Consider the following 23683-nt stretch of genomic DNA (forward strand, 5'->3'; position numbering starts at 1 on the left):
GACGCTCCCCGAGAAGTGGAAATCCTTCCGGGACACCGTCAACGACAACTTTCACATCGTCCGACCCGACGAATTTCGGGTTATCGGGTAGACGGGGTAAAACTGTCCCCGCATTTCCGGCACCCGATCCGCCCCGTTACACCTCACAGCCGTCACTGCAGCCAACCGAGCCGCTTGACCGCCGAGTCCCGGAGCCGCTTCGCGAGGCTGCGCCTTACGCGCGGCTCGGCGACGCGCGGCGCCAGCAGCGGCGAGCCCAGCGCCGCGTTCAGCCGCTCGTGGAACAGGTCGTCGGCCACGGGCGCGGGATGGGTGACGGCCGCGAGCAGCGTTAAGGCATCGTCGGAAAACCGTGCCTCCGCGGCCAGAACCGCGTCGAGGCGCGCCCGCATTTCCCCGGCGACGTCCGGCCTCTGTGCATGACGCAGCGCCTCGGCCCAGTCGCGACCCGCCACCCTCACCACGCCCTGCTCCTCGCCCCAGCCTGAAAATCCGGGTTCGTCGGCGACCACGGGCACCGCGCCAATCGCATGCGCGACGAGGATCGTCGCGTCGCTCTTGGCCGGCAGGTTGGCGGTGCGGCCCGGCGGATGGGCGATCACCGCCGGCGCACGGCGCTGCCAGCGATGCAGGAAGGTCAGGAAGTCCGGTTCATAGGGTTCCCACTCAGCCTGTATCCCGCCGAGGAACGGCCGCAAGTTATCACAGGCCACGATGCGCGGCGGCGATGCGGAAGCGGCCAGCGCCGGCACCACCAAGCGCCGCAGCCCCTCGCCCCGGAACGTCCCCCCGATCAGCCCGACGCCTTGCGCCGGGCGGGTCGGTCGTGGCCAGCAACGCGCCGGGCGTGGTCCGAGCACCGCGATGCGGCCGGACGGGAAGCCGATCGTCCCGGCGAGCGTCTCGCGCAGCGCAGCCGTCGGCACGATGATCCCGGCGATCCGCTCCGCCAGGTCGGCCATCCGCTCGGCCTTGTAGGGCGCAAAGCTCGGATACTCCCGCGCCAGCGCGAAGAAGTCATCGTCGACGAACCAGAACACCGGAACGCCGACGGCGCGCATCAGGTCGGCCACCCCTGTTTGCAACGCCTGCGCCAGCCCCCGAACCAGCACGACAGCCGACGCCGCGCACAGCCAGCCGAGATCGGCTGCCGGATGCGACGGCCGCAGGAAGAGCAGGTTCACCCCCGCCGTCCGCGCGAAGGCGTCGAAGTAGAGCATGCTGGATGCGTCGCAGGCGCCATAGACGAGGAGCGTCGGCGCCACGCCGTCATGCGGCGCAAGCCCGGCCCGCCATGGCGGCATGAGGTCGCCGCGCAGGTCTTCGTCCGGATCGCCCTGCAGGCGCCGCGCCACCGCTTTCGGCCAGCGCAGCGGCTCGCACAGTTCGGCAACGAGCGCGGCAAGGTCGCTTGGCCAGAAGCGATCCCAGCGCCGGCGCACCAGCCGCGCCGCGAGGTCCCCCGCAAGCCCCGCCGATACGATCAGCCCGCCGCCGGCCATGCGCGCCGAGCGCACCGCATCGGTCCGCCACGGCGCGGGCGCCTCGACGCCGCCTGCGCGCAGCACCGGCCCAACCGCCGCGCCGCAACCCGCCGCCATCATCGCTTCGGCGGCGCTGCCACTGCCGCCGGTCGGCTCGGTCCCCTCCGGCAGGAGATGAATCGCACCCGCCGGGCCATCGGCCAGCCGCTGCCACAGCGCGGATGGTGAGGCCGCGGCGAAAGCCGCACCGTCGCTGGTCCGGCACGACGCCGCGCCGTCACGCTCCAGCCGGACCTGGATCGGCGGCACGGCTCAAAGCCCCGCCGGCCGCTGCCTCAGAAGGGAATCTCGTCGTCGAGATCGCGCGAGAATCCGCCGCCGCCGCCGCCGCCCCGGCCACCGCGGTCCCGATCACCGCCGCGATCGTCCATCGGACCCGACGAGCCGAAGTCCGAACCGCCGCCGCGGCCGGAAGACTGGCCGCCCGAATAGCCGACCGACTGGCCATCGCGGTCGCCGCGGCCGTCCAGCATCTGCAATTCGCCGCGGAAGCGCTGCAGCACGATCTCGGTGGAGTAGCGCTCGACGCCGTCCTTCTCCCACTTCCGGGTCTGCAGCTGGCCCTCGATATAGACCTTCATGCCCTTCTTCAGGTACTGCTCGGCCACCTTGGCGAGCTGATCGTTGAAGATCACCACCTGGTGCCACTCGGTCTTCTCGCGCCGTTCGCCCGACTGCTTGTCGCGCCAGCTTTCCGAGGTCGCGATGCGCATGTTGACGACCGGATCGCCCGAACCGAGGCGGCGGATCTCGGGATCTGCCCCCAGGTTCCCGATCAGAATGACCTTGTTCACGCTGCCTGCCATCTCGAAATCTCCACGCCTGTCGCAAACCGTTCGCCAAAGCGAAGCCTGCGCTTCCTATACAGGAAACGCCCGGCGGCCGCAGGGTCGCGGGTGAAGAATGCGACCCCTTTCCACATCAAGTTCGTTCTTGGAATGTTCTAATCCAGATAAGCTGCCCGCGCAAGATGCACCGAAAACGCTCGGCAACTTTTCGGGACGGCGGCTACGGCAGCGTCGCGCCGGCCAGATGCATCGCCGCGCCGGGATTGGCCTCGATGTACTGCTCCAGCGTCTGGCTGCTCGTTTCCGTCTCGCCGAGCAGGTCGCCGGCCGCCGCGCGAACGAGGCTTTCGCCGCGCACGGCGCGGGCAGCTGAATTGACCGTCAGCGTCAGCGTCCCTGCCTTCAGTTCCAGCCGTCCCACGACCTCGCGGCCGTCGGCGGCGCGTTCGGCGAAGACCCCAGCCGCGCCCTCCGGCGCGGGCCGCGCCTCGTGCATCCACAGCCAGCGGTCGGTCCCTTCGCGTGATAGTCCGGGGGCGTCGTCGAGCCGGGCCCGCAGCCGTTGCGTCGCCGATCGCTGCGCCAGCGGCAGGAGCAGCGTGTGGAACAGCACCGGTTCGCTGTCGAGGTTCACTGCGGCGGCGGCCTCGTCGCCCAGCAGGTCCGACAGCACGCTGTCGAGCCAGGCGCTGCCAAAAAAGGCGGGGGCCAGCGTCTGCATGAACATCCGCGCCAGGGTCTCGTCATCCATAGCGTCGGACTCTGCCAGCGCCTCGCGCATCTCGACGCGATAGTTGTCGATCAGCGCCGCCAGGCCGGCGAGCAGGAGGTCGGGCATCGGCTCCGGGAACACCAGCGTGGCGCCGGCCACCCGCATCCGCCCCGAAATGTCCACCACGCGGCCGGCGAAGCTGTCGCCGACCTGCAGCGCGCCTGCCAGCGTCGGATCCTCGATCTGCACCGGCTCACCGTCGGAGACGAGGTCGACCAGGGTCACCGACCGGCGCGGCACGGTCTCGACCACCGCCCAGAACCCCACGACCGAGGACTTCAGCGCCTCCAGGTAGCGCCGGTTGGTGACGCTTTCCTTCCAGCCGCGCCGCTTCAGGTAGTCGTCGACGACCGTCAGCCCGTCCGCCTGCCGCGGCACGGTGACGAAATCCTCGAAGCACCAGGCCCACAGCATGTCCGCCTGCGCGACCCCGATCAGCTCGTCCAGTTCCTCGAAATCGAGGTCGTGCTCGTCAAGGACGTCGCCGAATTGCCGGTCGAACACATCGTCCAGCAACTCACGCCACCCGTCCCGCTCCGCCCACCGGGCGAGCCCATCGAGCCCATGCCGCCTGCTCATCCTGTCCTGCCTCGCACCGTCGATGCCGGTTGTTTCGGGCTAGGCTTTTCCGACGCAGGGCGCAAGGGTGCGGAGCGGGCATGAAGCCTGCCGCAGACGTTGCCGAACACGTCAGGAAACGAGCGCGCGCCAGAGTCTGTCCGGCGAACCGGTCACGATCAGCGCGGCGATCAGCGCCACGAGGACAAGAATCTGGATCAGGATGATCGCATGGAGCTGCGTGCGGAACGGTTCCTTGCGCGTCTTGTGACGGATCGTCCGTTGCGCGACGACGGTTCCGATGCTTCCGCCGACGAAAGCGAGGTTCAGAAGCGTCGCCTCCGAGATGCGTCGCGATCCGGCCCCGGCCCTTGCCTTGTCGAGGACCATCGCCACATAGGCCAGGAGGTTCACGGCCAGCGCGTAGCCGGCGATTCCGATCATGAACTCTCCCGACATGCCGACCCTCCACCCTGTGGTCGCAGCATGATCGACGTCGGTTAAGCCAAAGCCAACGAGGCGCGCCGGCCGACCCCGCAGCCTCCACCGTTCCGCGGATGCGAAGTGGCCCGGCTGCATCCGCCCTGCATGAACCCGGCCGGCCGGGGCCTCCGCCCCCCCGCCCTGTCTCCGAACCGGTGCTTGAAAAATGCCCCGCCGCGCATCGCGGTCGGGGCTCTGGTCTCGTCCGGATATCTCCGGCTCTGCGGAGAATGCTCTCCGATCCTCTTCGGGCGCAACACGGTGTTACCGCCGGCCCGACCACAGTCTCTGATTTTCAGGGGTTACGGCAGCGTCACGAACGGCGGTGGCGCCGTGCCTGCCGCGGTCCCGCTAGCAGCGGGACCCTGGTGAACAGTCCGGTGGAGTCATGCCTCCCTCCTCTGCCTGTTTCGCCGTGCCGGCCCATGCGGCTCCGTCCGCCGCGGTTTCGTGCCTCGTGGCACCGCCGACTGATGCAGCGTGATCCTCCTCCCGCCGCGGGTCAAGTTCGCGCTGACGCGTTGCGCCAGATGTGATCGGCCGCACCCGATCCGGCCGGGTTATCCACAGCCGCGCATTTCGCGCATCGGGCGCGGTCGACAGGAGCGCTTTGGGCCGCCTCAGGCGGAAATCGGTGTTGACGGTCGCCTCCCGATCTTTTTTCGAATCTCCGGGATGAAAGCGCACTCCGGCTCCGTATATGCGGCATGGACCCTCGAAAGCCCCGTTTCGACGTGCTTGGCCAGCTCGGCGCGCTGCGACGTTACGCGCGGTCGCTCAGCCGTGACGCGAGCGAAGCGGAAGACCTCGTGCATGACGCGCTGGTACGGGCCTACGAACGCCGGTCGAGTTTCCGGTCGGGCGGCAACATGCGCGCCTGGCTGCTGTCGATCCTGCACAACACCTTCGTCGACGGCGCCCGCAGCCGCAGTGCCGAGGCTGCACGCGCCGCTGAGAGCGCGCGATTGAGCGAAACCGCGCTCGCCGCGCCGCAGGAGCATTCGGTGCGCCTCGCGCAGGTCCGCGACGCTTTCATGGGCCTGCCGGAAGAGCAGCGCGCCGCGCTCCATCTCGTCGCCATCGAGGGCCTGTCCTACCAGGAGGCTGCCGAAGCGCTCGCCATTCCGCTCGGCACGCTGATGTCGCGCATCGGCCGCGCGCGCGCCGCCCTGCGCGCGATGGAGGACGGGGCGCCAGCTCGGGGGAGCCACCTGAAGATCGTCGGAGGCCCGCAATGAACACAATCGCCGATCCCGTCACCGACACCGATCTCGACGCCTATGTCGACGACCAGCTCGACGTCGCCCGCCGCATCGAGGTCGAGTCGTTTCTCGCGGCGCGGCCCGACACGGCCGCCCGGGTGATGGCAGACCTGCGCAACCGCGACGAGCTGCGCCTGGCGATGGCGGGCACCGCGGGAGCCCCGCGCCCCGCGACGGCCGACGCGGCCCGCAGGCTCGAACGCGTCCTCGTGCGCGGTCGGGTGTTCGGCCTCCTGCAGCGGGCGGCGGCCGTCACGGTCTTCGTCGCTGCCGGCTGGTTCGCCAACGAGGCGCTCGGGCCGTTCAGGATCACCGAGGTCGTCGCCTCGCCGCCGCCGCCGGCCTATGTCGAGGACGCCATGCGCGCCCACGGAACCTCCGTGCTGCGCGCCTCAATGCCTTCGCAGCCCGAAGTGCCGGTCTACAGCGCCGAGGAGATCCGGTCGGCGACAGCGATCGTGATGCCGACGCTGCCGACGGACTGGGGCGTCCGCGACGTCCAGATCTACCCCTCGCGCTTCGGCCCCAGCGTCGAGATGACCATCGATGCCGGCGATCTCGGATACGTCTCGCTCTTTGCGGTACGTCCCGGAACCTTCGACGTCGTGCAGCCGACGCTCGCGCCCGCGGGCGACGTCGCGTCGGCCTATTTCCAGATCGGCGAGGTCGCCTACGCGCTGGTCGCGGCCGCCGACGCGAAGCAGCTCGACCGTGCTGCCGGCACGCTGTCCGCCACCCTCTACTGACCCTTCGACCAACCGCTTCACACAGGAGAAACCGGGATGAATACGCCCAACTACCAGACCAGCGCCGGCTTCGGCCAGCGCAGCGCCGCCCTCTTCGACGAGGGCCTGCGCCAGCACATGCTCTCCGTCTACAACTACATGGCCCTCGGCCTCGTTGTGACGGGCCTCGTCGCCTTCACGGTCTCCTCCGTGCCTGCGCTCTACGTGCCGATCTTTTCCACCCCGCTGAAATGGGTGGTGATGCTGGCGCCACTCGCCTTCGTCTTCCTCTTCTCCTTCCGCATCCAGACCATGTCGGCCGCGGGCGCGCAGGGCATGTTCTGGGCCTTCTGCGCCGTCATGGGCCTCTCGCTCGCCTCGGTGTTCCTCGTCTTCACCGGAACCTCGATCGCGCGCACCTTCTTCATCGCCGCCACCATGTTCGGCGCGACCAGCCTCTACGGCTACACGACGAAGAGCGACCTGACGAAGTTCTCGTCCTTCCTGATCATGGGCCTGATCGGCGTGGTCGTCGCCAGCATCGTCAACATCTTCCTCGGCTCGTCCGCCCTGCAGTTCGCCATTTCGGTGATCGGCATCGTCGTCTTCCTCGGCCTGACCGCCTGGGACACGCAGACCATCAAGGAGCAGTATGCCGAGAACATCGACCAGGAGTCGCGGCAGAAGATGGCCGTCTGGGGGGCGTTCTCGCTCTACCTGAACTTCGTCAACATCTTCCAGCTGCTGCTCCACTTCACCGGCGAGCGCGAGTAGCCGAAACCCGCGGCAGGGCCGCGCCCCGCCGCTCTCCGACCGATCGGCCGCGCCTCCCGGCGCGGCCTTTTCGTTTGCGCCGCCGGCAGCGCGCCGTGCGTCACCCTCCGCCGGTTTGGCGCGATCGTTCAAGACTGTCGCCGCCTCCTGCGCGACGTTGGGTGGACGAACGGAGGTCTCCATGCGCATCACCCTCAACCGCCGGCCGGTCGATGTCCCGGACGAGCTTGCCGACGAACCCCTGCTCTTCCTGCTCCGCGACCATCTCGGCCTGAACGGGCCGCGCTTCGGCTGCGGCGTCGGTTCGTGCGGCGCCTGCACGGTCGTCATTGATGGCCAGGCCGAACGCTCCTGCATCCAGCCCGCGACGGCGGCGCAGGGGCGCGAGGTGCTGACGCTGGAAGGACTTGCCGGCGCGGGCGGCCTGCATCCGTTCCAGCGGGCCTGGATCGAGGAAAGCGTGCCGCAGTGCGGCTATTGCCAGAACGGCCAGATCATGACCGTCTTCGCGCTTCTTGCCGCGCAACCCGATGCCGGCGCAGCCGACATCAAGGCGGCAATGGACGGCGTCCTCTGCCGCTGCGGCACGCAGCCCCGCATCCGCCGCGCCATCGCGCGGGCACGCGCGCTGGCAGCGGGGGACGCGTGATGCCGCGCCTGTCGCGACGCCGCGTCCTTGCAGCGCTCGGCTGGGGCGCGGCCGGCATCACGGCCGTAGCCGGCGGCGCCTTCGCGCTGATGCCGACGCTGCCGCCGCGCAGGCCACCGACGCCCGGCGACGCTGCGGCCTGGCTCAGCCTCCGGCCGGACGGCGTCTTCGAACTCCTCTCCAGCCGCGCCGAGATGGGGCAGGGCATCTCGATCGGCATGCGCCAGGTCGCCGCCGACGAACTCGGCGTCGGCATCGACCGCATCCGCCTGGTCCAGCCCGATACCGGCCTGATCCCGGTCGCTCGGTCGACCGTGGGCTCGGACGCCATGCGCGAGACCGGTCCGCTGGTGGCGCGTGCCGCCGCCGCCCTTGCCGTCGCGATCCTGCGGGAAGCGGCGCGACGCCTCCAGCGTCCGGCCGGCGACCTGCGGCTCGCACCCGACGGTGTCATGGACGGCGACGCGCTCGTGCTTGCCTTCGATGATCTGGGCGCCGCCGGGCCGCTGTTCGTCACCGAGGGCGAGGTCGCGGCCGCGACGCCCCGGCTGCTTGCGGACCCATCCGGCAGGCGCGAGGTCGGCCGTGCCCGTCCGACCCACGACGTCGAGGCGATCGTCACCGGCAGCCGTCCGCTCTACACCGACGACGTGCGCCTGCCCGGCATGGTCTTCGGCGCCGTCGTCCGGCCACGGACGCTCGGTGGACGGATCCGCGCGATCGACGCCTCGGCCTGCGCTGCCGTCCCGGGCTTCCTCGGCCTCCATCGCGACGGCGCGTTCGCCGGCCTCGTCGCGTCCCGCCGCAGCGCGCTGGCACGGGCAATGGAGGTCCTCGCCGTCGACGAAGCCGAAGGCGCCGCCGTCGACTCCGCCAGCCTCGCCGCAATGGTCGACGTCAGTGCCGCGGTCGGCGGCCTGGAGCATGGCGTCCTCGATGACGGCGACCTCGGCGACGACCCATTCGACGTCGATCTCACGCTGGCCGTGCCGCTTGCGGCGCACGCCTCGATCGAACCGCGCACCGCGGTCGCCCGGTTCGGCGACGACGGCGGCCTGGAGGTCTGGACCGGCACCCAGGATCCGTTCTTCGTCCGCGACAGCCTCGCCGACGCGTTCGGCCTCAGCCGCGCACAGGTGGTGGTCCACGGCATGCGCATCGGCGGCGGCTTCGGCGCCCGCACCATCGTCGCTGCCGAGATGGAAGCGGCGCGGCTGGCGAAACTCTGCGGACGACCGGTCAAGGTGCAATGGAGCCGCAGCGACGAGTTCCGTGCGGGGTTCCACCGCGCCCCATCGTCCCACCGCATCCGCCTCTCGGCGGACGCCGCCGGCCGGATCACCCGCTGGCACCATGCCTTCCGGTCGGGACACGTCATCTTCACGTCGGCGGCGATGGGGCCGGGGCTGCAGTTCGCGACCGGCTTCGTCGCCGATCCGGGCGTGGCGCGGGGCGCGGTCCCGGCCTATGCGGCAAGCGCCGCCCGCGTGGCGTTCGAGGACGTCCGCCTGCCGGTCATGACCGGTCCATGGCGCGGGCTCGGCGCGGCGGCCAACCACTGGGCAATCGAGACCGCCGTCGACGCCCTGGCCCGCGCAAAAGGCCTCGATCCCCTCGACCTGCGCCTTCGGTCGATCGCGCCCGAGCATGTGCGGCTCCGCGCTGTCCTCGCGGCCGCGGCCGACATGGCCGGCTGGCCGGTCCGGCCGAAGGATCGGCCGGACGAGGGCTGGGGCCTCGCCTGCGGCATCTACAAGGAGATGTCCTTCGCCGCCACCGTCGCGCGCGTGACAAGGACGGCGGCCGGGTACAAGGTAACGGGCCTGTGGTGCGCCCATGATTGCGGCCTCGTCGTCAATCCCGATCAAGTCCGGGCGCAGGTGGAAGGCAACCTCGTCTGGGGGATCGGCATGGCACTGAAGGAGGAGCTTGCGGTCGGCGGCGGGCGCATCCTGCCGGAGAGCTTCTTCGACTATCCGCTGCCGGTGCTGTCGGACGTGCCGGACATCGAGGTCCGCCTGATCGAGGGAAGCCCGCAGCCGACCGGCGCCGGCGAGACCGCCATCGTCTCCGGCACGGCCGCAGTCACCAACGCCATTGCCGCGATGACCGGCCGGACGGTCACCGCGCTTCCGGTCGGACGGGCCTGACATGGAGGACTTCGCCGGCGCGCTCGTTCTGGCGATGGTGCGCCGTTCGCTCGAACGGCAGTCGATCGGGCTCGACCTTCCTCCGCCGGCGCGCAAACGCACCATTGGCCTTGCCGAGAAGCGGGCCTTCCTCGATGCCGTTCTCTCGGCCCACGGCGCGGAGGCGATCCTCGGCGTCGCCGGCATCGTGCCGGAATTCGCCGCCCATCCGGTCGCGGGCGTGTTTGCCGGCTGCCGCAGCCCGGGCGACATCGTCGCGAGCTGGTTCGCCATCGAGCGCTACTTCCACTCGCGCCATCGCACCCGCCTCGTCGACGGCGACGCCGGCCGCATCGTCATGGAGCACTACGACCTGCGCGGCTCGCCGGTCGGCAAGGGCGACAGCCTGGCCGTGGCCGGGCTCGTCCTCGGCATTCTCCGCTGGCGCGGCGCGCAGGATGCGGCGCTCGCCTTCGACGAACAGCCGGCGTCCGCCGGATCCGGCGCGCCGCCCGGCGCCGCCCGGTGCTGGTCGATCTCCTGGACCCGGTTCGATCCGCCGCCGGCGGCCTGCAGCGACAGCCCGGTCCCCGCCGTCGACGTCGCCGGCCGGCCGCTGTCCGATCCGGTCGTGGCGCGGCTCTTCGCCGGCCGGCTCGCGGCGCCTCATGCCCGCCGCCCGGCGGCCGAGGTCGCCCGCGCCTGCGGGCTTAGCCTGCGCACCCTGCAGCGCCGCCTCGCGGACGCGGGCTGGACTCTCGCCGACATCGTCGCCTCCGCACGCATCCATGGCGCAACGCGCCTGCTCGCCGCGACGGACACCCCGCTCTCCCTCGTCGGCCTGCTGGCCGGCTACAGCGACCAGCCGCATTTCCAGCGCGCGTTCCGCGCGGCGGTGGGCCCGACGCCGGCCGAGTACCGGCGCCTGGCGAGGCCCGCCTGACGAGAGCCAACCGCACTCCCCGGCGGCAAGGCGGAGCCGCCGCCGCTCCGCAACGATTGGCCAACCCGACAACAGCCTGCCGACCGCCCTCGCCCGCGCCCCCGATCCGCCGCCACTTATCCACAGGCCGCGTGTCAGGAACCTGTTTCCTCTTTGTTCTTTGTGCTTGCCCCGGCCGGGCAATGGCGTCTAACTCGATGCCGCATCGCACGCGCGCGCCCCTCGACGCGGCGGCGATCGATCCTACATGTGGACGGCGCGGACAGGTTTGGCCGCGCCCTCCCCCCAATCGAGCACGAGGCGGCGATCCGGCCATGGCCGACCAGAAGTACATTTCGATCCGCGGCGCGCGCGAGCACAATCTCAAGAACGTCGATCTCGACATTCCGCGCGACAGTCTGACGGTGATGACCGGGCTGTCGGGCTCGGGCAAATCCTCGCTCGCCTTCGACACCATCTATGCCGAAGGCCAGCGCCGCTATGTCGAGAGCCTGTCGGCCTATGCCCGCCAGTTCCTGGAGATGATGCAGAAGCCCGACGTCGACCAGATTGACGGGCTGTCGCCGGCCATCTCCATCGAGCAGAAGACCACCTCGAAGAACCCGCGCTCCACCGTCGGCACGGTCACCGAGATCTACGACTACATGCGCCTGCTCTTCGCCCGCGTCGGCGTGCCCTATTCGCCGGCCACCGGCCTGCCGATCGAGAGCCAGACCGTATCGCAGATGGTCGACCGGGTGCTCGCCGTCGAGGAGGGCACGCGGCTCTACGTGCTCGCCCCCATCGTGCGCGGCCGCAAGGGCGAGTACCGCAAGGAACTGGCCGAGCTGCAGCGCAAGGGCTTCCAGCGCGTCAAGATCGACGGCCAGTTCCACGAGATCGCCGAGGCCCCGGCGCTCGACAAGAAGTACAAGCACGACATCGACATCGTCGTCGACCGCCTCGTCGTGCGCGGCGACATCGCGGCGCGGCTGGCCGATTCGCTGGAGACGGCGCTCAGGCTGGCCGACGGGCTGGCGGTGGCCGAGTTCGCTGACAAGCCGCTGCCGCCCGAGGAGACGTCGGAGGGCGGTTCCGCGAACAAGTCGCTCAACGACACCCACGAGCGCATTCTCTTCTCCGAAAAATTCGCCTGCCCGGTCTCCGGCTTCACCATTTCCGAGATCGAGCCGAGGCTCTTCTCCTTCAACAATCCCTTCGGTGCCTGCCCCACCTGCGACGGTCTCGGCAGCCAGCGGGCGATAGACCCGGCCCTCGTCATCCCCGACGAGAACCTGTCCCTGCGCGACGGCGCGGTCGCCCCCTGGGCGCGCTCCTCCTCGCCCTATTATGTCCAGACGCTCGACGCGCTGGGCAAGGCCTACGGCTTCAAGCTGGGCGACCGCTGGAGCGAACTGCCAGAGCCGGCCCGCAACGCCATCCTGCAGGGCACCGGCTCGAAGCAGATCGCGTTTGCCTATGACGACGGCATGCGCTCCTACAAGACGTCGAAGACCTTCGAAGGCGTCATCCCCAATCTCGAGCGGCGCTGGAAGGAGACCGAGTCGGCCTGGAGCCGCGAGGAGATCGAGCGCTACATGTCGGCCACCCCCTGCCCGGCCTGCAGCGGCTACCGGCTGAAGCCCGAGGCGCTGGCGGTCAGGATCGCCGGCCGCCACATCGGCGAGGTCACGCAGCTGTCGATCCGCAATGCCGGCGCCTGGTTCGAGGCGCTGCCGGGTCAGATGAACGCCAAGCAGAACGAGATCGCGGTGCGCATCCTGAAGGAGATCCGCGACCGCCTGCGCTTCCTCAACGACGTCGGCCTCGACTATCTGTCGCTGTCGCGCAATTCCGGCACGCTGTCGGGCGGCGAGAGCCAGCGCATCCGGCTCGCCTCGCAGATCGGCTCCGGCCTCACCGGCGTGCTCTACGTGCTCGACGAGCCGTCGATCGGCCTGCACCAGCGCGACAATGCCCGCCTGCTCGAGACGCTGAAGCACCTGCGCGACATCGGCAACACGGTCATCGTCGTCGAGCACGACGAGGACGCGGTGCGGACCGCAGACTACGTCGTCGACATGGGTCCGGCGGCCGGCATCCATGGCGGCCGCATCGTCGCCGAGGGCACGCCGGCCGAGATCATGGCCAATCCGAAATCGCTCACCGGGCAGTATCTCTCGGGCGCCCTTTCGATCCCGCTGCCGCCCGAGCGCCGGCAAATCAAGAAGGGCCGCCGGCTCAGGGTGGTCAACGCGCGCGGCAACAATCTGAAGAACGTCACCGCCGAGATCCCGCTCGGCACGTTTACCTGCGTCACCGGCGTCTCGGGCGGCGGCAAGTCCACCTTCCTGATCGAGACGCTGTTTCGCGCCGCCTCGCGCCGCATCATGGGCGCGCGCGAGCACCCGGCCGAGCACGACCGCATCGAGGGGCTCGAATTCCTCGACAAGGTCATTGACATCGACCAGTCGCCCATTGGGAGAACCCCGCGCTCGAACCCCGCGACCTACACCGGAGCTTTCACGCCGATCCGCGACTGGTTCGCCGGCCTGCCGGAGGCCAAGGCGCGCGGGTATCAGCCGGGCCGCTTCTCCTTCAACGTCAAGGGCGGCCGCTGCGAGGCGTGCCAGGGCGACGGCGTCATCAAGATCGAGATGCACTTCCTGCCCGACGTCTACGTCACCTGCGACGTCTGCCATGGCAAGCGCTACAACCGCGAGACGCTGGACGTCACCTTCAAGGGCAAGTCGATCGCCGACGTGCTCGATATGACGGTCGAGGAAGGTGCCGAATTCTTCGCCGCCGTTCCCGCCGTGCGCGACAAGCTGGAGACGCTGGCCAAGGTCGGCCTCGGCTACATCCATGTCGGCCAGCAGGCCACCACGCTGTCGGGCGGCGAGGCGCAGCGCATCAAGCTCGCCAAGGAACTGTCGCGCAAGGCCACCGGCAAGACGCTCTACATCCTCGACGAACCGACCACCGGCCTGCACTTCCACGACGTCGCGAAGCTTCTCGAAGTGCTTCACGAACTCGTCGACCAGGGCAACACCGTTGTCGTCATCGAGCACAATCTCGAGGTGATCAAGACCGCCGACTGGATCCTCGACCTCGGCCCCGAAGGCGGCGACGGCGGCGGCGAACTGGTTGCTGTCGGCCGGCCGGAAGACGTGGCGAAGGAACCCCGCAGCCACACCGGCGCGTTCCTGAAGGAACTGCTGGAGCGGCGGCCGGTGCGGAAGAAGGCGGCGGCGGAGTAGGCGAAACGCCGAAGCTGCCGATCTCCCCCCTCGTTGGGGGGGCCGAAGGACGGGCGAGACACGTGGCTCGCCCCGGCCGGCAGGCCAGGGGGGCGCCGTAGGGCGGCGACGGATGGGACCGTCGTTTCTCGCACGGCACATCCTGCCGGCTGGCACGATCCATGCTGTTTGGGGTATGATCAACGACACTGCGGCCAATGCCGTCCTCGTGACGGACTATCTGCCCGACAAGGACAAGTGGGATGAGCACTCCACAACTCGACGCAAGGCGTGAGCACGTTACAAAGCTCGTCGAGGAAGGCGGCTATGTCGCCAGGATTCCGGTCGAACTCATCTACGAGCCCGACGACCAAACCGGCTGGGGTCCGTACCTTTCCATGGCGGATGCACTCAAGCTCGACGAAGTCCGACAGGCGCTGCGCCGCCGCGATATCGCTGGCGCGGCGAGACATGGGGAAGTGTTCGAGCTGACGAAGGTGGCATAAACGGCGGCGAACCGCCGGCGCAATGTCGCCGGGAGGACGTCGTCAAGGAACCTGGTAGGCACTTCGGCGCCCTTTTCAGGGACCTGCCGGCCGGAGTACAAAAGCGCGAGGCGGCGGAGCGAGGTGGGAGAGCGCTTCTATACGGCTCGACAGGAAGATCATGCCGATCGACCAATCAGAATCTGACGAAGACAGCGAATCGATTCCAGGCGTGACGCTTGTTGTTCCGATGGAGACCTTTCGGCTGGAGCCAGTGACGGCCGCGATCAATGATCGCCGTGAGGTTGATATTCATGGAACGTACACTCGACTTGCAGAGGCAGCAACAGTAGCCCGTGCGGCGGGCGATCCGGCCGCTGATGCATTGCAGGTTCTTTCCAATATAGCTTCATACCACTTCGTGCCTCAGAACCGCGTCGAGCCATTTCAGCCGCTGGCGATCTTCAGTGGTCGGCGAACCGGTGTTCCCGGCGATCTCCTCGCAGATCAAATCGAAATACTCGCAGCGTTCTCACCCGATATCCCAAGTCCAGCCCTTCGAGCACGTATAAGCGATGTCTGCCGGTTACGTGTGCCGAGAAACGCTGCCGCGGGGATGCGGGCCGTAAGCGCCTACGTCGATTGCGTCACGATGGTCCTTCGCGGTGAAGCTGAGTTCGCGTTTGAGAAGAAGAGCGCGGCTTGCGTTACGGGATGCGAGCTCTTGATTAGGGCAACTATTGTTGCCCGACGCTTGGGCTGGGACCGTTCCGACTTCGATCCCCTGCGAAACGTAATTTCCGATGTTTCCCAGATGGCAGTAGACTCAAATGACGCTTGGGGCTTTGTCCACATTGCTCCGGTCAATCTCGACAACGTCATCTGGAACCCGAAGGCCGTAGCAGACGCCGCTGAGCGCCTTGCGTTGCATGGTCAAATGGTAGGCGACCACTTTGGCCAGCGCGAGCTTTGGGCAGTGGCGGCCCGCGCGTACCATCGCGCCAAGGATGCCGAAAACGAGAACCGCTGTTTGATTGCGGCGGCTGAGACGTATGTCGGCAATGCCGATGCGCGCACCGACTCTGCCATGGCACAGGCCAGCTTTCTCAATGACGCAATCCAAGCTTTGCGGCCGATACCGGGCACCGTCCAACGCCGACGTGAACTACAGGATCGTCTGAACGCCACACAACCCAATATTCAAGACGAGATGTCTATTTTCTCGCACGAGCAAAATATCACCGACCTTGTCGAATCGGTCGAAAACGTTGTTAGCGGCAAACACTTTCCTGATGTGCTGCGTTCGCTCCTCACATGCGAACGTTCGCCCGATCCAGACGCGCTGCGAAAGGAAGTTTTAGAAACTGGCTATGGCAGCATATCGGGCATCATGCCGATGACTGTGAGCGACTCCCAAGGGCGGACACGATTTAAAGCTCCGGGGCTTAACTTTAACGGTCCACCCGACGAGGATCAGGTTCGCTTCCTTATGAATCAGCATGACCAATTCCGGCGGCAAATCGCTGTTGCTGCCAAGTTAAACACCATTCGCCGTGTCATCATGAACGAGCACTATATTTCTCTGGCCATGTTCGTGCCCGTGATGCAAGCCAGCTTCTTTGTTCCTCATGACCACGACCTGATCTTCGCAAAAGGCGCTTATAGGTTTCTCGCAGGTGACGACATGGAAGCGGCTCACCTATTGCTCCCGCAACTGGAGAACTCGCTAAGGCATGTCCTCGGGTTGAATGGCATCGAAACCAACCGAATTAATCCTGACGGCACTCAGGAGGAGGCAATGCTAAGTCGTCTCTTGGACGATTATCGCGACCCACTACAAAAAATCATCCCAGCTGCGATGCTTGTAGAGATCGACCTGCTCTTCAACTTCCGAGGTGGTTCGTCGGTGCGCAATGAACTTGCCCATGGGAAGATGGGAGACGGGGCGTTCTGGAGCCCGGATGTGATTTACGCCACATGGCTTGTATTGCGATTGGCTTGTGTGCCATCGTTCCGGGTTTGGCCGGACATAGCCTCGGTTATGTATAGCCAAGGTTGCCATTAGCCAGTTTAGGTTACGATCCGCATCATCTCTGCCCGCCGCGCGACGCCACGCGAAAGGAAGCGCTATGAAAACAGTTGAGCACACGCGCGACACACTGCCGGCGCTGACGGACGAGCGCCGCCGCGCGCTTGAGACGCTGGCGGCGCAGCCGGACGACACGATCGACACCAGCGACATTCCGGAGCTTGCCGACGCGCAGTGGACCGGCGCGAAGCGCGGCCGGTTCTATCGCCCGATCAAGCAGCAGATCACCGCCCGCCTGGATGCGGACGTTCTCGCCTGGCTCAAGGCCGACGGCCGGGGATACCAGACGCGTCTGAACACGATCCTGCGAGGCGCGATGGAGCGTGACCGCGATCGAAAGGGGCGCTCGCGCTGAAAGGCGCGGCCCCCATCGAGGCCGGCCTCGCCGCGAAAGCCTTTCTTAAGCACGTTCGCCGCATCCGGTTACCATGACCCGCGTCATCGCCTCGCTCTTCGACATAGCGCCCGGCGCGACGCTGCCGGTGCACAAGCATCCCGCCGCGCGCTATGCCTACGTGCTGGAGGGCGAACTCCTCGTCACCAACGTCCAGACCGACGCCGCCACACTCCTACCGCTCCGCCGCCACCAGTCCCGCGCATTGCAGCGCGAAGGCGCGGGTCGAGCCGTCCGCGCCGGGGGCCGCGGTCGCCGCGGCCGGGTCGAGCCACAGCCGCGCGGTCGGCGTGTCCGCCAGCAGCGCCGAAGCCCGAAAGCGCCGGTCGTGCACGCGCACGGCATCCGCGCCCTGGTCCAGCAGCGCGATCCGGTCGAGGGCCTGCCCGATTTCGGGAAAGGTTTCGCGCCCGCCCTGCCAGCGATAGCGGCTCTGCTCGTCGGCCGGCAGGTCCTCCAGTCGGTACACGACGGTTCCGTCGCGCCGCGCATAGAGCGGCCGGTTCGTGCCGATCGCGTGCAGCCGCGCCCAGGTCTGCGGCGCCACCGCGCTTTCGGCAAGCCATCGCGCCGCGGCCGCCGCGCCGTCGCGGTAGCGCGTGTCGCCGGTCCGCAGGTGAAGGTCGATCAGCGTGTTGATGGCGAAGGCGGTCTCCAGCGTCGAATAGGCCGCGGGCTCGAAGGCGCGCGCCGCCGTCGGCAGTCCCTCGTCATACTGCTGCGCGAAGGCCGGCTGGCGTGCTTCGCCCTGCACCCGCAGCAGGAAGTCGCCGCCGCGCCGCGCCGCCTCGAGCAGCCGCGCCTGCCCTCGCCGCTCATGGCCGAGCAGCAGGATCCGGATCAGGCCGGTCATGGCGTCGTCGTTGAGCGTCGCATGCCCGTGGTAGCGGCCTCCTTCCAGCGATTGCGGCCAGCTCCCGTCCGGGCGTTGCGTCTCGACGACGAACGAAAGCGCGCGGTCGATCATGGCCGTCAGCCAAAGCGGGCGCGCGACCGCGCGCTCGTCGAGCAGGTCCTCCAGGTCGAAGGCGAAGAGCAGGGCCGAGGGCACGGTGCCGTCGTCGAAGGTGGCCTCCCCGTCGGCGGGGCGTCGGAAACCGGGGGTGTTGCAGAGCGCCGTGCCGCTCGTCGCCTCCCGCCAGCCGCCGCCTTGCGTCTGCGCACAGGCAAGCGCGCGCCCCACGCCCAGCGCCTCGACGGCGAGCGTCGCGCTGCCGGAGGCGCGCGCGGCGGCGACGAGGCAGGCGCCGAGTTCCTGCGCGGAACCCGGCGGACGGGCGACGATGGCGCCGGGCGGCAGGGGATCGACGGAGGACGGGCGCGATATCCGTCCGCCGGCCGCCGCCTCGAGCCCGCCGATTCCCTCGCCCATCAGCGCGGGCAGCATCGGCAGGATCGCCTGCTCCAGCGGCGTCGTTGCCGGAACCGTCTGGAAGTACCGGAACCTTGACGCCGAGAGGCGGTCGCTCTGGGCAGCCACCGGCGGGACGATTGCGCCGATCCGACGCAGCAGATCCTCGGAATGCTCGAAGCGGCGCAGCAGCACCGCCGCGCCGGGATGGGCGGCGATCGCGGCGATCACGTCGTCGTCCGTCACCGCACCCGTCTGCAGCCTCTTGAGCGACCAGACCGCCAGTTCCGGCGGCACCGACAGCCCATGCCGGTAGGCGTCGATCGGCCGGTCGGTGACCAGCACCCGGACGTCCCCGGCGAGCAGCGACAGCCGCTCGCGCGCCATCTGTTCCCCAAGAGTGGGAACCGGGTCGAGATAGAGATGCGCATCGACGAGGTCCCGCGCGATCTCGACCGTGAGTGCGGCACCGCCGACTCCCAGCAGCGCGATCGACCCGGCCACGATCCGCCGGTCGCGATGCCCCAGCATGAAATCGCCGAGCGGCAACCGCTCCCCCTGCCGGAACAGGCTCTTGAAGCCGATGCCGCCGAGCCAGCACAGCGGCACGATCAGGATGAGCACCTGATGGTCGCGCAGCGGGTGATGGGTCGACAGCAGCAGCACCGCCGACAGGATCCACAGCACCGGCAGGAGGAGCGACGTGCCCGGCCTCATCCAGAATGCGCCCAGTCCGAACAAGAGCGCGAAGGCGAGCGGCGCGGGCGCCAAGCGCCAGGAAAACGTGATCAGCCGCGACAGGCCGCCCTCCTCCTGCAAAGGGGCGAGCCCCCGGGCGTCCATGTGCGTTCCCAGGAGCTGGTCGAATGGGAGCCCGCGCATCGCCACCAGCATGGCCGCGGCGACCAAAGCCAGACCGCCCAGCGCCCAGGGCCAGGCAGCCGGCATGCCCTCCTCCCCGCGCCGCCGGGCGCGCCAGAACGCGGCGATCAGCGCCGGCAGCGCGATCATCGCGAAGGCCTTGGTGAACACGGCGGCCGCGAAAGCGCCGCCCGCGAGGAGGGCCAGCGAACGGCGCGGCCGCGCGCGCGCCGTCGCGAGATCGATCGACAGCATCGCCAGCGCGATGGCGGGCAGCCCGACCAGGACCGAGACGCTGAGCTCGAGGAAGAAACCGCAACTGAGCAGCAGGAGCACGGCCGACCAGGCCGCGAATGCGCCCTCTTCGCGCAGCACGACCCGGAACAGGCTCGTCACGAGCACGAGCGAGAACGCCAGCTCGACGATCCGTGCCGCGGCGACGGAGTACGGAAACAGCCCGTGCACGCCGGCCAGCACGTAGGTGAGCAGAGGCGGCTGGTCGCTCCAGGTCTCCCGGTAGAGTGCATGGCCCTCCGTCACCGCCGCCGCCTTGGCGAGGTTGAAACCCTCGTCGACATGCAGATCGTAGACGGCCCACCAGGGTCCCAGCAGCGCCAGCAGGGCGACCAGCAGCGTCGCCACGGCGAGTTGCTGGAGCACCGGGCTGCGGATCGAAAATGCGGCCATGCGACGATGGGCTCCGATGAGGGTAACTGCTCCGCCCGAGCCGTGGCGATCGGGCCGCGCCCCGGCCAGCGGCGCGCTCCCGCTCGTTATCCCCTGGACCGACGCCTTGCAAACCCCGGCATCGACATCCACCGTCCTTTCCCGTCCTCGGTCAGGCGGCGCGGGTCGCGCGGTCGAGCTGCTGCGCGACCGCGCTGAAGGGGGAGCGACCCTCAGTCAGCGGGCCAGAGAGACCTGAACAGCGCATAGGCCTCGCGGCGTCCATCGGATGTCGACATGCGCGGGATGTCGAGCGCCGAGTATCTCGCCGCCAGAACCGCAACGGGAAATGCCGGCGCGTGACTGGTGTACCGCAAGGCCAGATCCCAATCCTCGAACGAGCTCAGTTCTTCGTTCCATCCGCCAAGGCGTTCATGAAGTCGGCGGCGATGCACCATCGTGCTCGTGTCGATGTAGTTCCTCCGCAGGAGTGTCTGCCGGTCGAACGGTTCCCACATGATCGGCGAGGCCGGTCGCGGCGGATCGTCATGCACCAGCGCGCCGTAGACGAGGTCGACGGCCGGATTGGTCTCCAGCGTCCCGACGGCAGCGGCGAGGAAATGGGGATAGTAGATGTTGTCGTCGTCCAGGTATGAGACGAATTCGCCCCTCGCCTCCCGCACCATCTGATTGCGAAGAGACCCGACCTGACGGCTCTCCAGGTCGTTCCTGAACCCTCGCACGCGCGGGTCTGCCGCGGCTCGCGCGATGATTTCGGGCGTCGCGTCGCGGCTTCGGTCGTCGATGATCAGCAACTCCCAGTCGGCAAGGACCTGACCGGTCACGCTGGCGATCGCCCGCTCGAGCAGGGCGGCGCGATTGCGGGTCGGGATAACGACCGAGACCCGCACCCCGTCCCGCCGTGGTGGTTCGATAGCCGGTCTGGTGGTCAGCATCTCGAGACGGAAGATGCGCTGTTCGAGATCACCCCGCATGCGCTCGAGCTCGTGCCGGAACTCCGCTTGCGGCCCGGTGCCCTTGCCTGGCCGGCGAAACGGGGCGTCGAAGACGGATTTCGTCGCCGAGGCGGCCTTCCGGACCGCCCGGGAGATACGCCGCCGATAGGCATTTTTCATGGCCCGTTCCATGGCAGGAGGTCTCTGGCGTTCATCAGCGCACCGCACCCGACCATGCCACGAATGGCCAAACTCAAGAAGATATCCAGGGCTGCCGGGGCGAAATAGCCATCGCCATGTCATCGCTGTTCCGCAGCGCCGAGCCCGGGATCCGGCGCACTGTTCTCACGAGATCCCTCCCGCCTTTGGCGCGCGCGCCGATGGTCCGGCCACGGGTGCATTCTGCAGGCTGGCTACCGCTGCGCTGCCCGGGACCGTCTTGCCCTGGTCGGGAGGAATGACGGTTGGAACTCGCCGGACTGTCCCGATCGAACGGATCGTCAACCATCCCGTGCATCCGGCCGTTGTAACCCTGCTGGCCACCGCGCACGATGGCCGGCAACCCGATTCGGGACGGAGGACATCATGCGCAAACTCACGAGCACACTCGCTGCCGCCACCTTCGCCGGCGCGGCACTGGCCGCCGGTCTCGCCTTCGCCCTCGACGACACCGCGCGGCCGCCGGTCGTGGTCACCCCCATCGCCAGCACCGACGTCACGGCGGCCGGCCAGCCGATCGTGCTGCCGCAGAAGGATGCGCGCGTCGTCGCCTCCCTGTTCGACATCGCCCCGGGCGCGACGCTCCCGGTGCACAAGCACCCCGCCGCGCGCTATGCCTACGTGCTCGAGGGAGAGCTCCTCGTCACCAACTTCGAAACCGGCGCCGCCACAACCTACCGCGCGGGCGATTTCATCGTCGAGATGCGCGACATCTGGCACCAGGGTGCCGCGGTCGGCCCGGACAAGGTGCGGCTGGTGGTGATCGACCAGATCGAAGGCGATGTCCAGAACACGCTGCTGCGCGCCAAGACGCCGTAGGGGTACCGGAACAATCTACTGATCCCGCGGAACGGTCTGTCCCAGCTGCCCAAACCGGCAAAATCCCGCATTCTTCGCATAGGCCGTCCTTGTCCAGGGGGCCGAGCGACGGGCGGGTCCTGCGGAAACGGTGAAGGACGGGCGCGGCGTCCGGCGGCTTGCCGCGGCACCGCGCGGCTGGCAAGAAGGCTGCGGCGGACGTCCCGTCCCGAAAGGTGCACGCATGCCTGCACGGGTGCTTCTGGTCGCGATCGACGGCGCATCCGCCACCCTCGTCGACCGCCTGATGGCGGCTGGCTGCCTGCCGCATCTGGCCGGTCTGCGTGCGGCAGGTGCGGGAAGGCCGCTCTCGGCGCCGGCGGGTGTCACCGACGACGGTCTCTGGGCCTCCTTCCACTACGGCGCCGGTCTCGGCGCCCACGGCCGCTACCACTATTTGTTCCGGCTGCCCGACGGCGGCACAGCCCTGGCCCCCACTGGCGAGGACCAGTTGCAGGCCTGGTGGGAGCGCGAGCCCGGGCTGCGCGTCGCGCTGTTCGACCTGCCCAAGTCGCGCGCGCCGCGCCCGCTGAACGGCCTGCACCTCGCCGACTGGCTGGTGCATGGCCGCTACTTCACCGAGCCGGCGAGCTTTCCGCCCGGTCTTGCGGCCGAAACCGTCGCCCGCTTCGGGGCCGCACCGCCGAGCCGCTGCAGCCACGCACATGGCGTGGCGGACGAAGCCGACATCGCCGACATCCTCGTCAACCTGCGCCTGTCGGTGTCGCGCAAGCGGGCCGCCGGCCTGCACCATCTGGCGTCCGAGGCGTGGGACGTCTTCGCCATCGGCTTCAAGGAAGCCCACTGCGCCGGCCACGCCTTCTGGGACGGTGCGGCCGAGCGGCCGGCGCACGGCCTGCCCGCAGGCGATCCGCAACGCATCGTGCTGACCGAGATCGATGCCGCGGTCGGCGCCCTCGTCGCGGCGGCCGGTCCGGACGCGGACGTCGCCGTCTTCACCATCACCGAGATGCAGGCCAACAGCACGCTCGACCATCTCGCGCCCGCGCTCGTCGGTCGGCTCAACGCGGCCTGCGGCGAACCCGTCTGGCGCCGGCTGGCGGACCGCTGGCTGCGCAGCCGCCCGCACCGCCTGATCGAGGCCCTGCCCTACAACGAGAACGCCCTTGCCCTGCGCGTCCACCACTCGGACGCGGCCGCCCGCAACGCCGTGCTCGATCGTGCCGAGGCGCTGCTGGTGGACCTCGCCGACGCCGCGACCGGTCTGCCGGCTGTGCTTGCCGTCGAACGCCCGTCGCGCGACTGTCCCGGGCCGCGCGCCGCCCTTCTGCCCGACCTGCTGCTGCCGCTGCCGCCAGGGCTTGCGCCCCGCGCCATCGCCTCTTCCGTCCTCGGCCGCATCGAAGCCGGGCCGCCGCCGCTCCGGCCGGGAAACCACCGCGCCGGCGGCTCCATCCTCGCCGCCGGCCGGCATCTCGACCTCGCCGCCATCGCCGGCATGGAAGACATCGGCTCCGCCGTCGCCGCCGCGGCCCGCGCTGCACGGAACGCCGAAATGCGGTGACAGTTTATCCATGTCGCGATCCAGCCCGGCGCACCCGCCCGCCTGCTTGGCAGCCCCGCCCACCATGACGGCTCCCCCGTCACCTTCGTCATCCCGGGCGGAGCCGGAGCGAAGCGGGGGCGCAGACCCGGAATCCATGCCTCGGCCGTCGCCGAAAGGCGGGACGGCGCAGACGCGGCACCGGTCCTTTTCCATCGTTCCGCCTGACGGCAGCCGCCGAGGCATGGATCCCGGATACGTCGTCCTTCGCTGCGCTCGGACGTCGTTCCGGGATGACGAAGATGAGACAGGCGCGAACCGGGGTGCAGCCTCTCGACGGTCCTCATCAAGTCAGTTGCGCTTCGAGTTGTGCGAGCCTTGCGTTTGCGATGACGACGATCTTTCGCATGACGGCTGTGAGTGCGAGGCGCTTCGGTTTTCCGGCCTCGACGAGG

18 protein-coding genes and 1 pseudogene are annotated in these 23683 nt (G+C 68.8%); 13 read left to right on the top strand and 6 right to left on the bottom strand.

Features of this window, described 5'->3' with window-relative positions; translation table 11 throughout:
- Positions 1–152: 152 nt before the first annotated feature.
- From N1F91_RS29005 to N1F91_RS29020, 4 genes are all read right to left on the bottom strand, one after another.
- A complete protein-coding gene (locus N1F91_RS29005; protein ID WP_289997282.1) occupies positions 153–1793 on the bottom strand; it encodes a hypothetical protein in 1641 nt (546 codons plus the stop codon).
- A 26-nt stretch (positions 1794–1819) separates the two neighbouring features.
- Positions 1820–2350 carry a single-stranded DNA-binding protein gene (ssb, locus tag N1F91_RS29010; protein WP_289997286.1) on the bottom strand — a complete coding sequence of 177 codons (531 nt, stop codon included), beginning with the start codon at positions 2348–2350 and terminating at the stop codon, positions 1820–1822.
- Between the two features lie 202 nt (positions 2351–2552).
- On the bottom strand, positions 2553–3683 hold the full coding sequence (locus N1F91_RS29015; protein WP_289997288.1) for a hypothetical protein: 1131 nt from the start codon (positions 3681–3683) through the stop codon (positions 2553–2555).
- A 111-nt stretch (positions 3684–3794) separates the two neighbouring features.
- The gene (locus tag N1F91_RS29020; protein ID WP_289997290.1) at positions 3795–4106 is read right to left on the bottom strand and encodes a DUF1294 domain-containing protein; all 312 of its coding nucleotides are present in this window, start codon (positions 4104–4106) and stop codon (positions 3795–3797) included.
- A gap of 746 nt (positions 4107–4852) precedes the next feature.
- Here N1F91_RS29020 and N1F91_RS29025 point away from each other — a divergent pair.
- From N1F91_RS29025 to N1F91_RS29075, 11 genes and pseudogenes are all read left to right on the top strand, one after another.
- Positions 4853–5383 (top strand): sigma-70 family RNA polymerase sigma factor, encoded by a 531-nt coding sequence (locus tag N1F91_RS29025; protein ID WP_289997291.1) that lies wholly within the window; start codon positions 4853–4855, stop codon positions 5381–5383.
- Positions 5380–6153 (top strand): anti-sigma factor, encoded by a 774-nt coding sequence (locus N1F91_RS29030; protein WP_289997292.1) that lies wholly within the window; start codon positions 5380–5382, stop codon positions 6151–6153. The genes N1F91_RS29025 and N1F91_RS29030 overlap by 4 nt, the downstream gene beginning before the upstream one ends.
- 36 nt (positions 6154–6189) lie before the next feature.
- Positions 6190–6906 carry a Bax inhibitor-1/YccA family protein gene (locus tag N1F91_RS29035; RefSeq protein ID WP_289997293.1) on the top strand — a complete coding sequence of 239 codons (717 nt, stop codon included), beginning with the start codon at positions 6190–6192 and terminating at the stop codon, positions 6904–6906.
- Positions 6907–7087: 181 nt separating this feature from the next.
- A complete protein-coding gene (locus tag N1F91_RS29040) occupies positions 7088–7555 on the top strand; it encodes a (2Fe-2S)-binding protein (protein WP_289997294.1) in 468 nt (155 codons plus the stop codon).
- Positions 7555–9705: a molybdopterin cofactor-binding domain-containing protein gene (locus N1F91_RS29045; RefSeq protein ID WP_289997295.1), complete on the top strand. Its 2151-nt coding sequence runs from the start codon at positions 7555–7557 to the stop codon at positions 9703–9705. The genes N1F91_RS29040 and N1F91_RS29045 overlap by 1 nt, the downstream gene beginning before the upstream one ends.
- A gap of 1 nt (position 9706) precedes the next feature.
- Entirely contained in the window at positions 9707–10627 is a 921-nt protein-coding gene (locus N1F91_RS29050) for a helix-turn-helix transcriptional regulator (RefSeq protein WP_289997296.1), read from the top strand.
- Positions 10628–10941: 314 nt separating this feature from the next.
- Positions 10942–13866, top strand: coding sequence for an excinuclease ABC subunit UvrA (uvrA, locus tag N1F91_RS29055; protein ID WP_289997297.1), 2925 nt, complete (start codon positions 10942–10944; stop codon positions 13864–13866).
- A 242-nt stretch (positions 13867–14108) separates the two neighbouring features.
- Complete coding sequence (locus N1F91_RS29060) at positions 14109–14351, top strand: hypothetical protein (protein ID WP_289997298.1); 243 nt, start codon at positions 14109–14111, stop codon at positions 14349–14351.
- A 160-nt stretch (positions 14352–14511) separates the two neighbouring features.
- Positions 14512–16395, top strand: a complete 1884-nt coding sequence (locus N1F91_RS29065; RefSeq protein WP_289997299.1) for a DUF4209 domain-containing protein — start codon at positions 14512–14514, stop codon at positions 16393–16395.
- 64 nt (positions 16396–16459) lie between these two features.
- Positions 16460–16774, top strand: a complete 315-nt coding sequence (locus N1F91_RS29070) for a BrnA antitoxin family protein (RefSeq protein WP_289997300.1) — start codon at positions 16460–16462, stop codon at positions 16772–16774.
- A gap of 82 nt (positions 16775–16856) precedes the next feature.
- A pseudogene (locus N1F91_RS29075) lies at positions 16857–16973 on the top strand (cupin domain-containing protein); the annotation flags it as partial.
- Positions 16974–16988: 15 nt separating this feature from the next.
- Here the strand turns inward: N1F91_RS29075 and N1F91_RS29080 are convergent.
- On the bottom strand, positions 16989–19712 hold the full coding sequence (locus N1F91_RS29080; RefSeq protein WP_289997301.1) for a pectate lyase: 2724 nt from the start codon (positions 19710–19712) through the stop codon (positions 16989–16991).
- Positions 19713–19924: 212 nt separating this feature from the next.
- A complete protein-coding gene (locus N1F91_RS29085) occupies positions 19925–20950 on the bottom strand; it encodes a glycosyltransferase (RefSeq protein WP_289997302.1) in 1026 nt (341 codons plus the stop codon).
- A gap of 282 nt (positions 20951–21232) precedes the next feature.
- Here N1F91_RS29085 and N1F91_RS29090 point away from each other — a divergent pair, with 282 nt between their 5' ends.
- Entirely contained in the window at positions 21233–21685 is a 453-nt protein-coding gene (locus tag N1F91_RS29090; RefSeq protein ID WP_289997304.1) for a cupin domain-containing protein, read from the top strand.
- Between the two features lie 223 nt (positions 21686–21908).
- Positions 21909–23249, top strand: a complete 1341-nt coding sequence (locus tag N1F91_RS29095; protein ID WP_289997307.1) for an alkaline phosphatase family protein — start codon at positions 21909–21911, stop codon at positions 23247–23249.
- Positions 23250–23683 lie beyond the last annotated feature (434 nt).

This window comes from Aquibium sp. ELW1220 (assembly GCF_030398385.1).
Lineage (GTDB): Bacteria > Pseudomonadota > Alphaproteobacteria > Rhizobiales > Rhizobiaceae > Aquibium.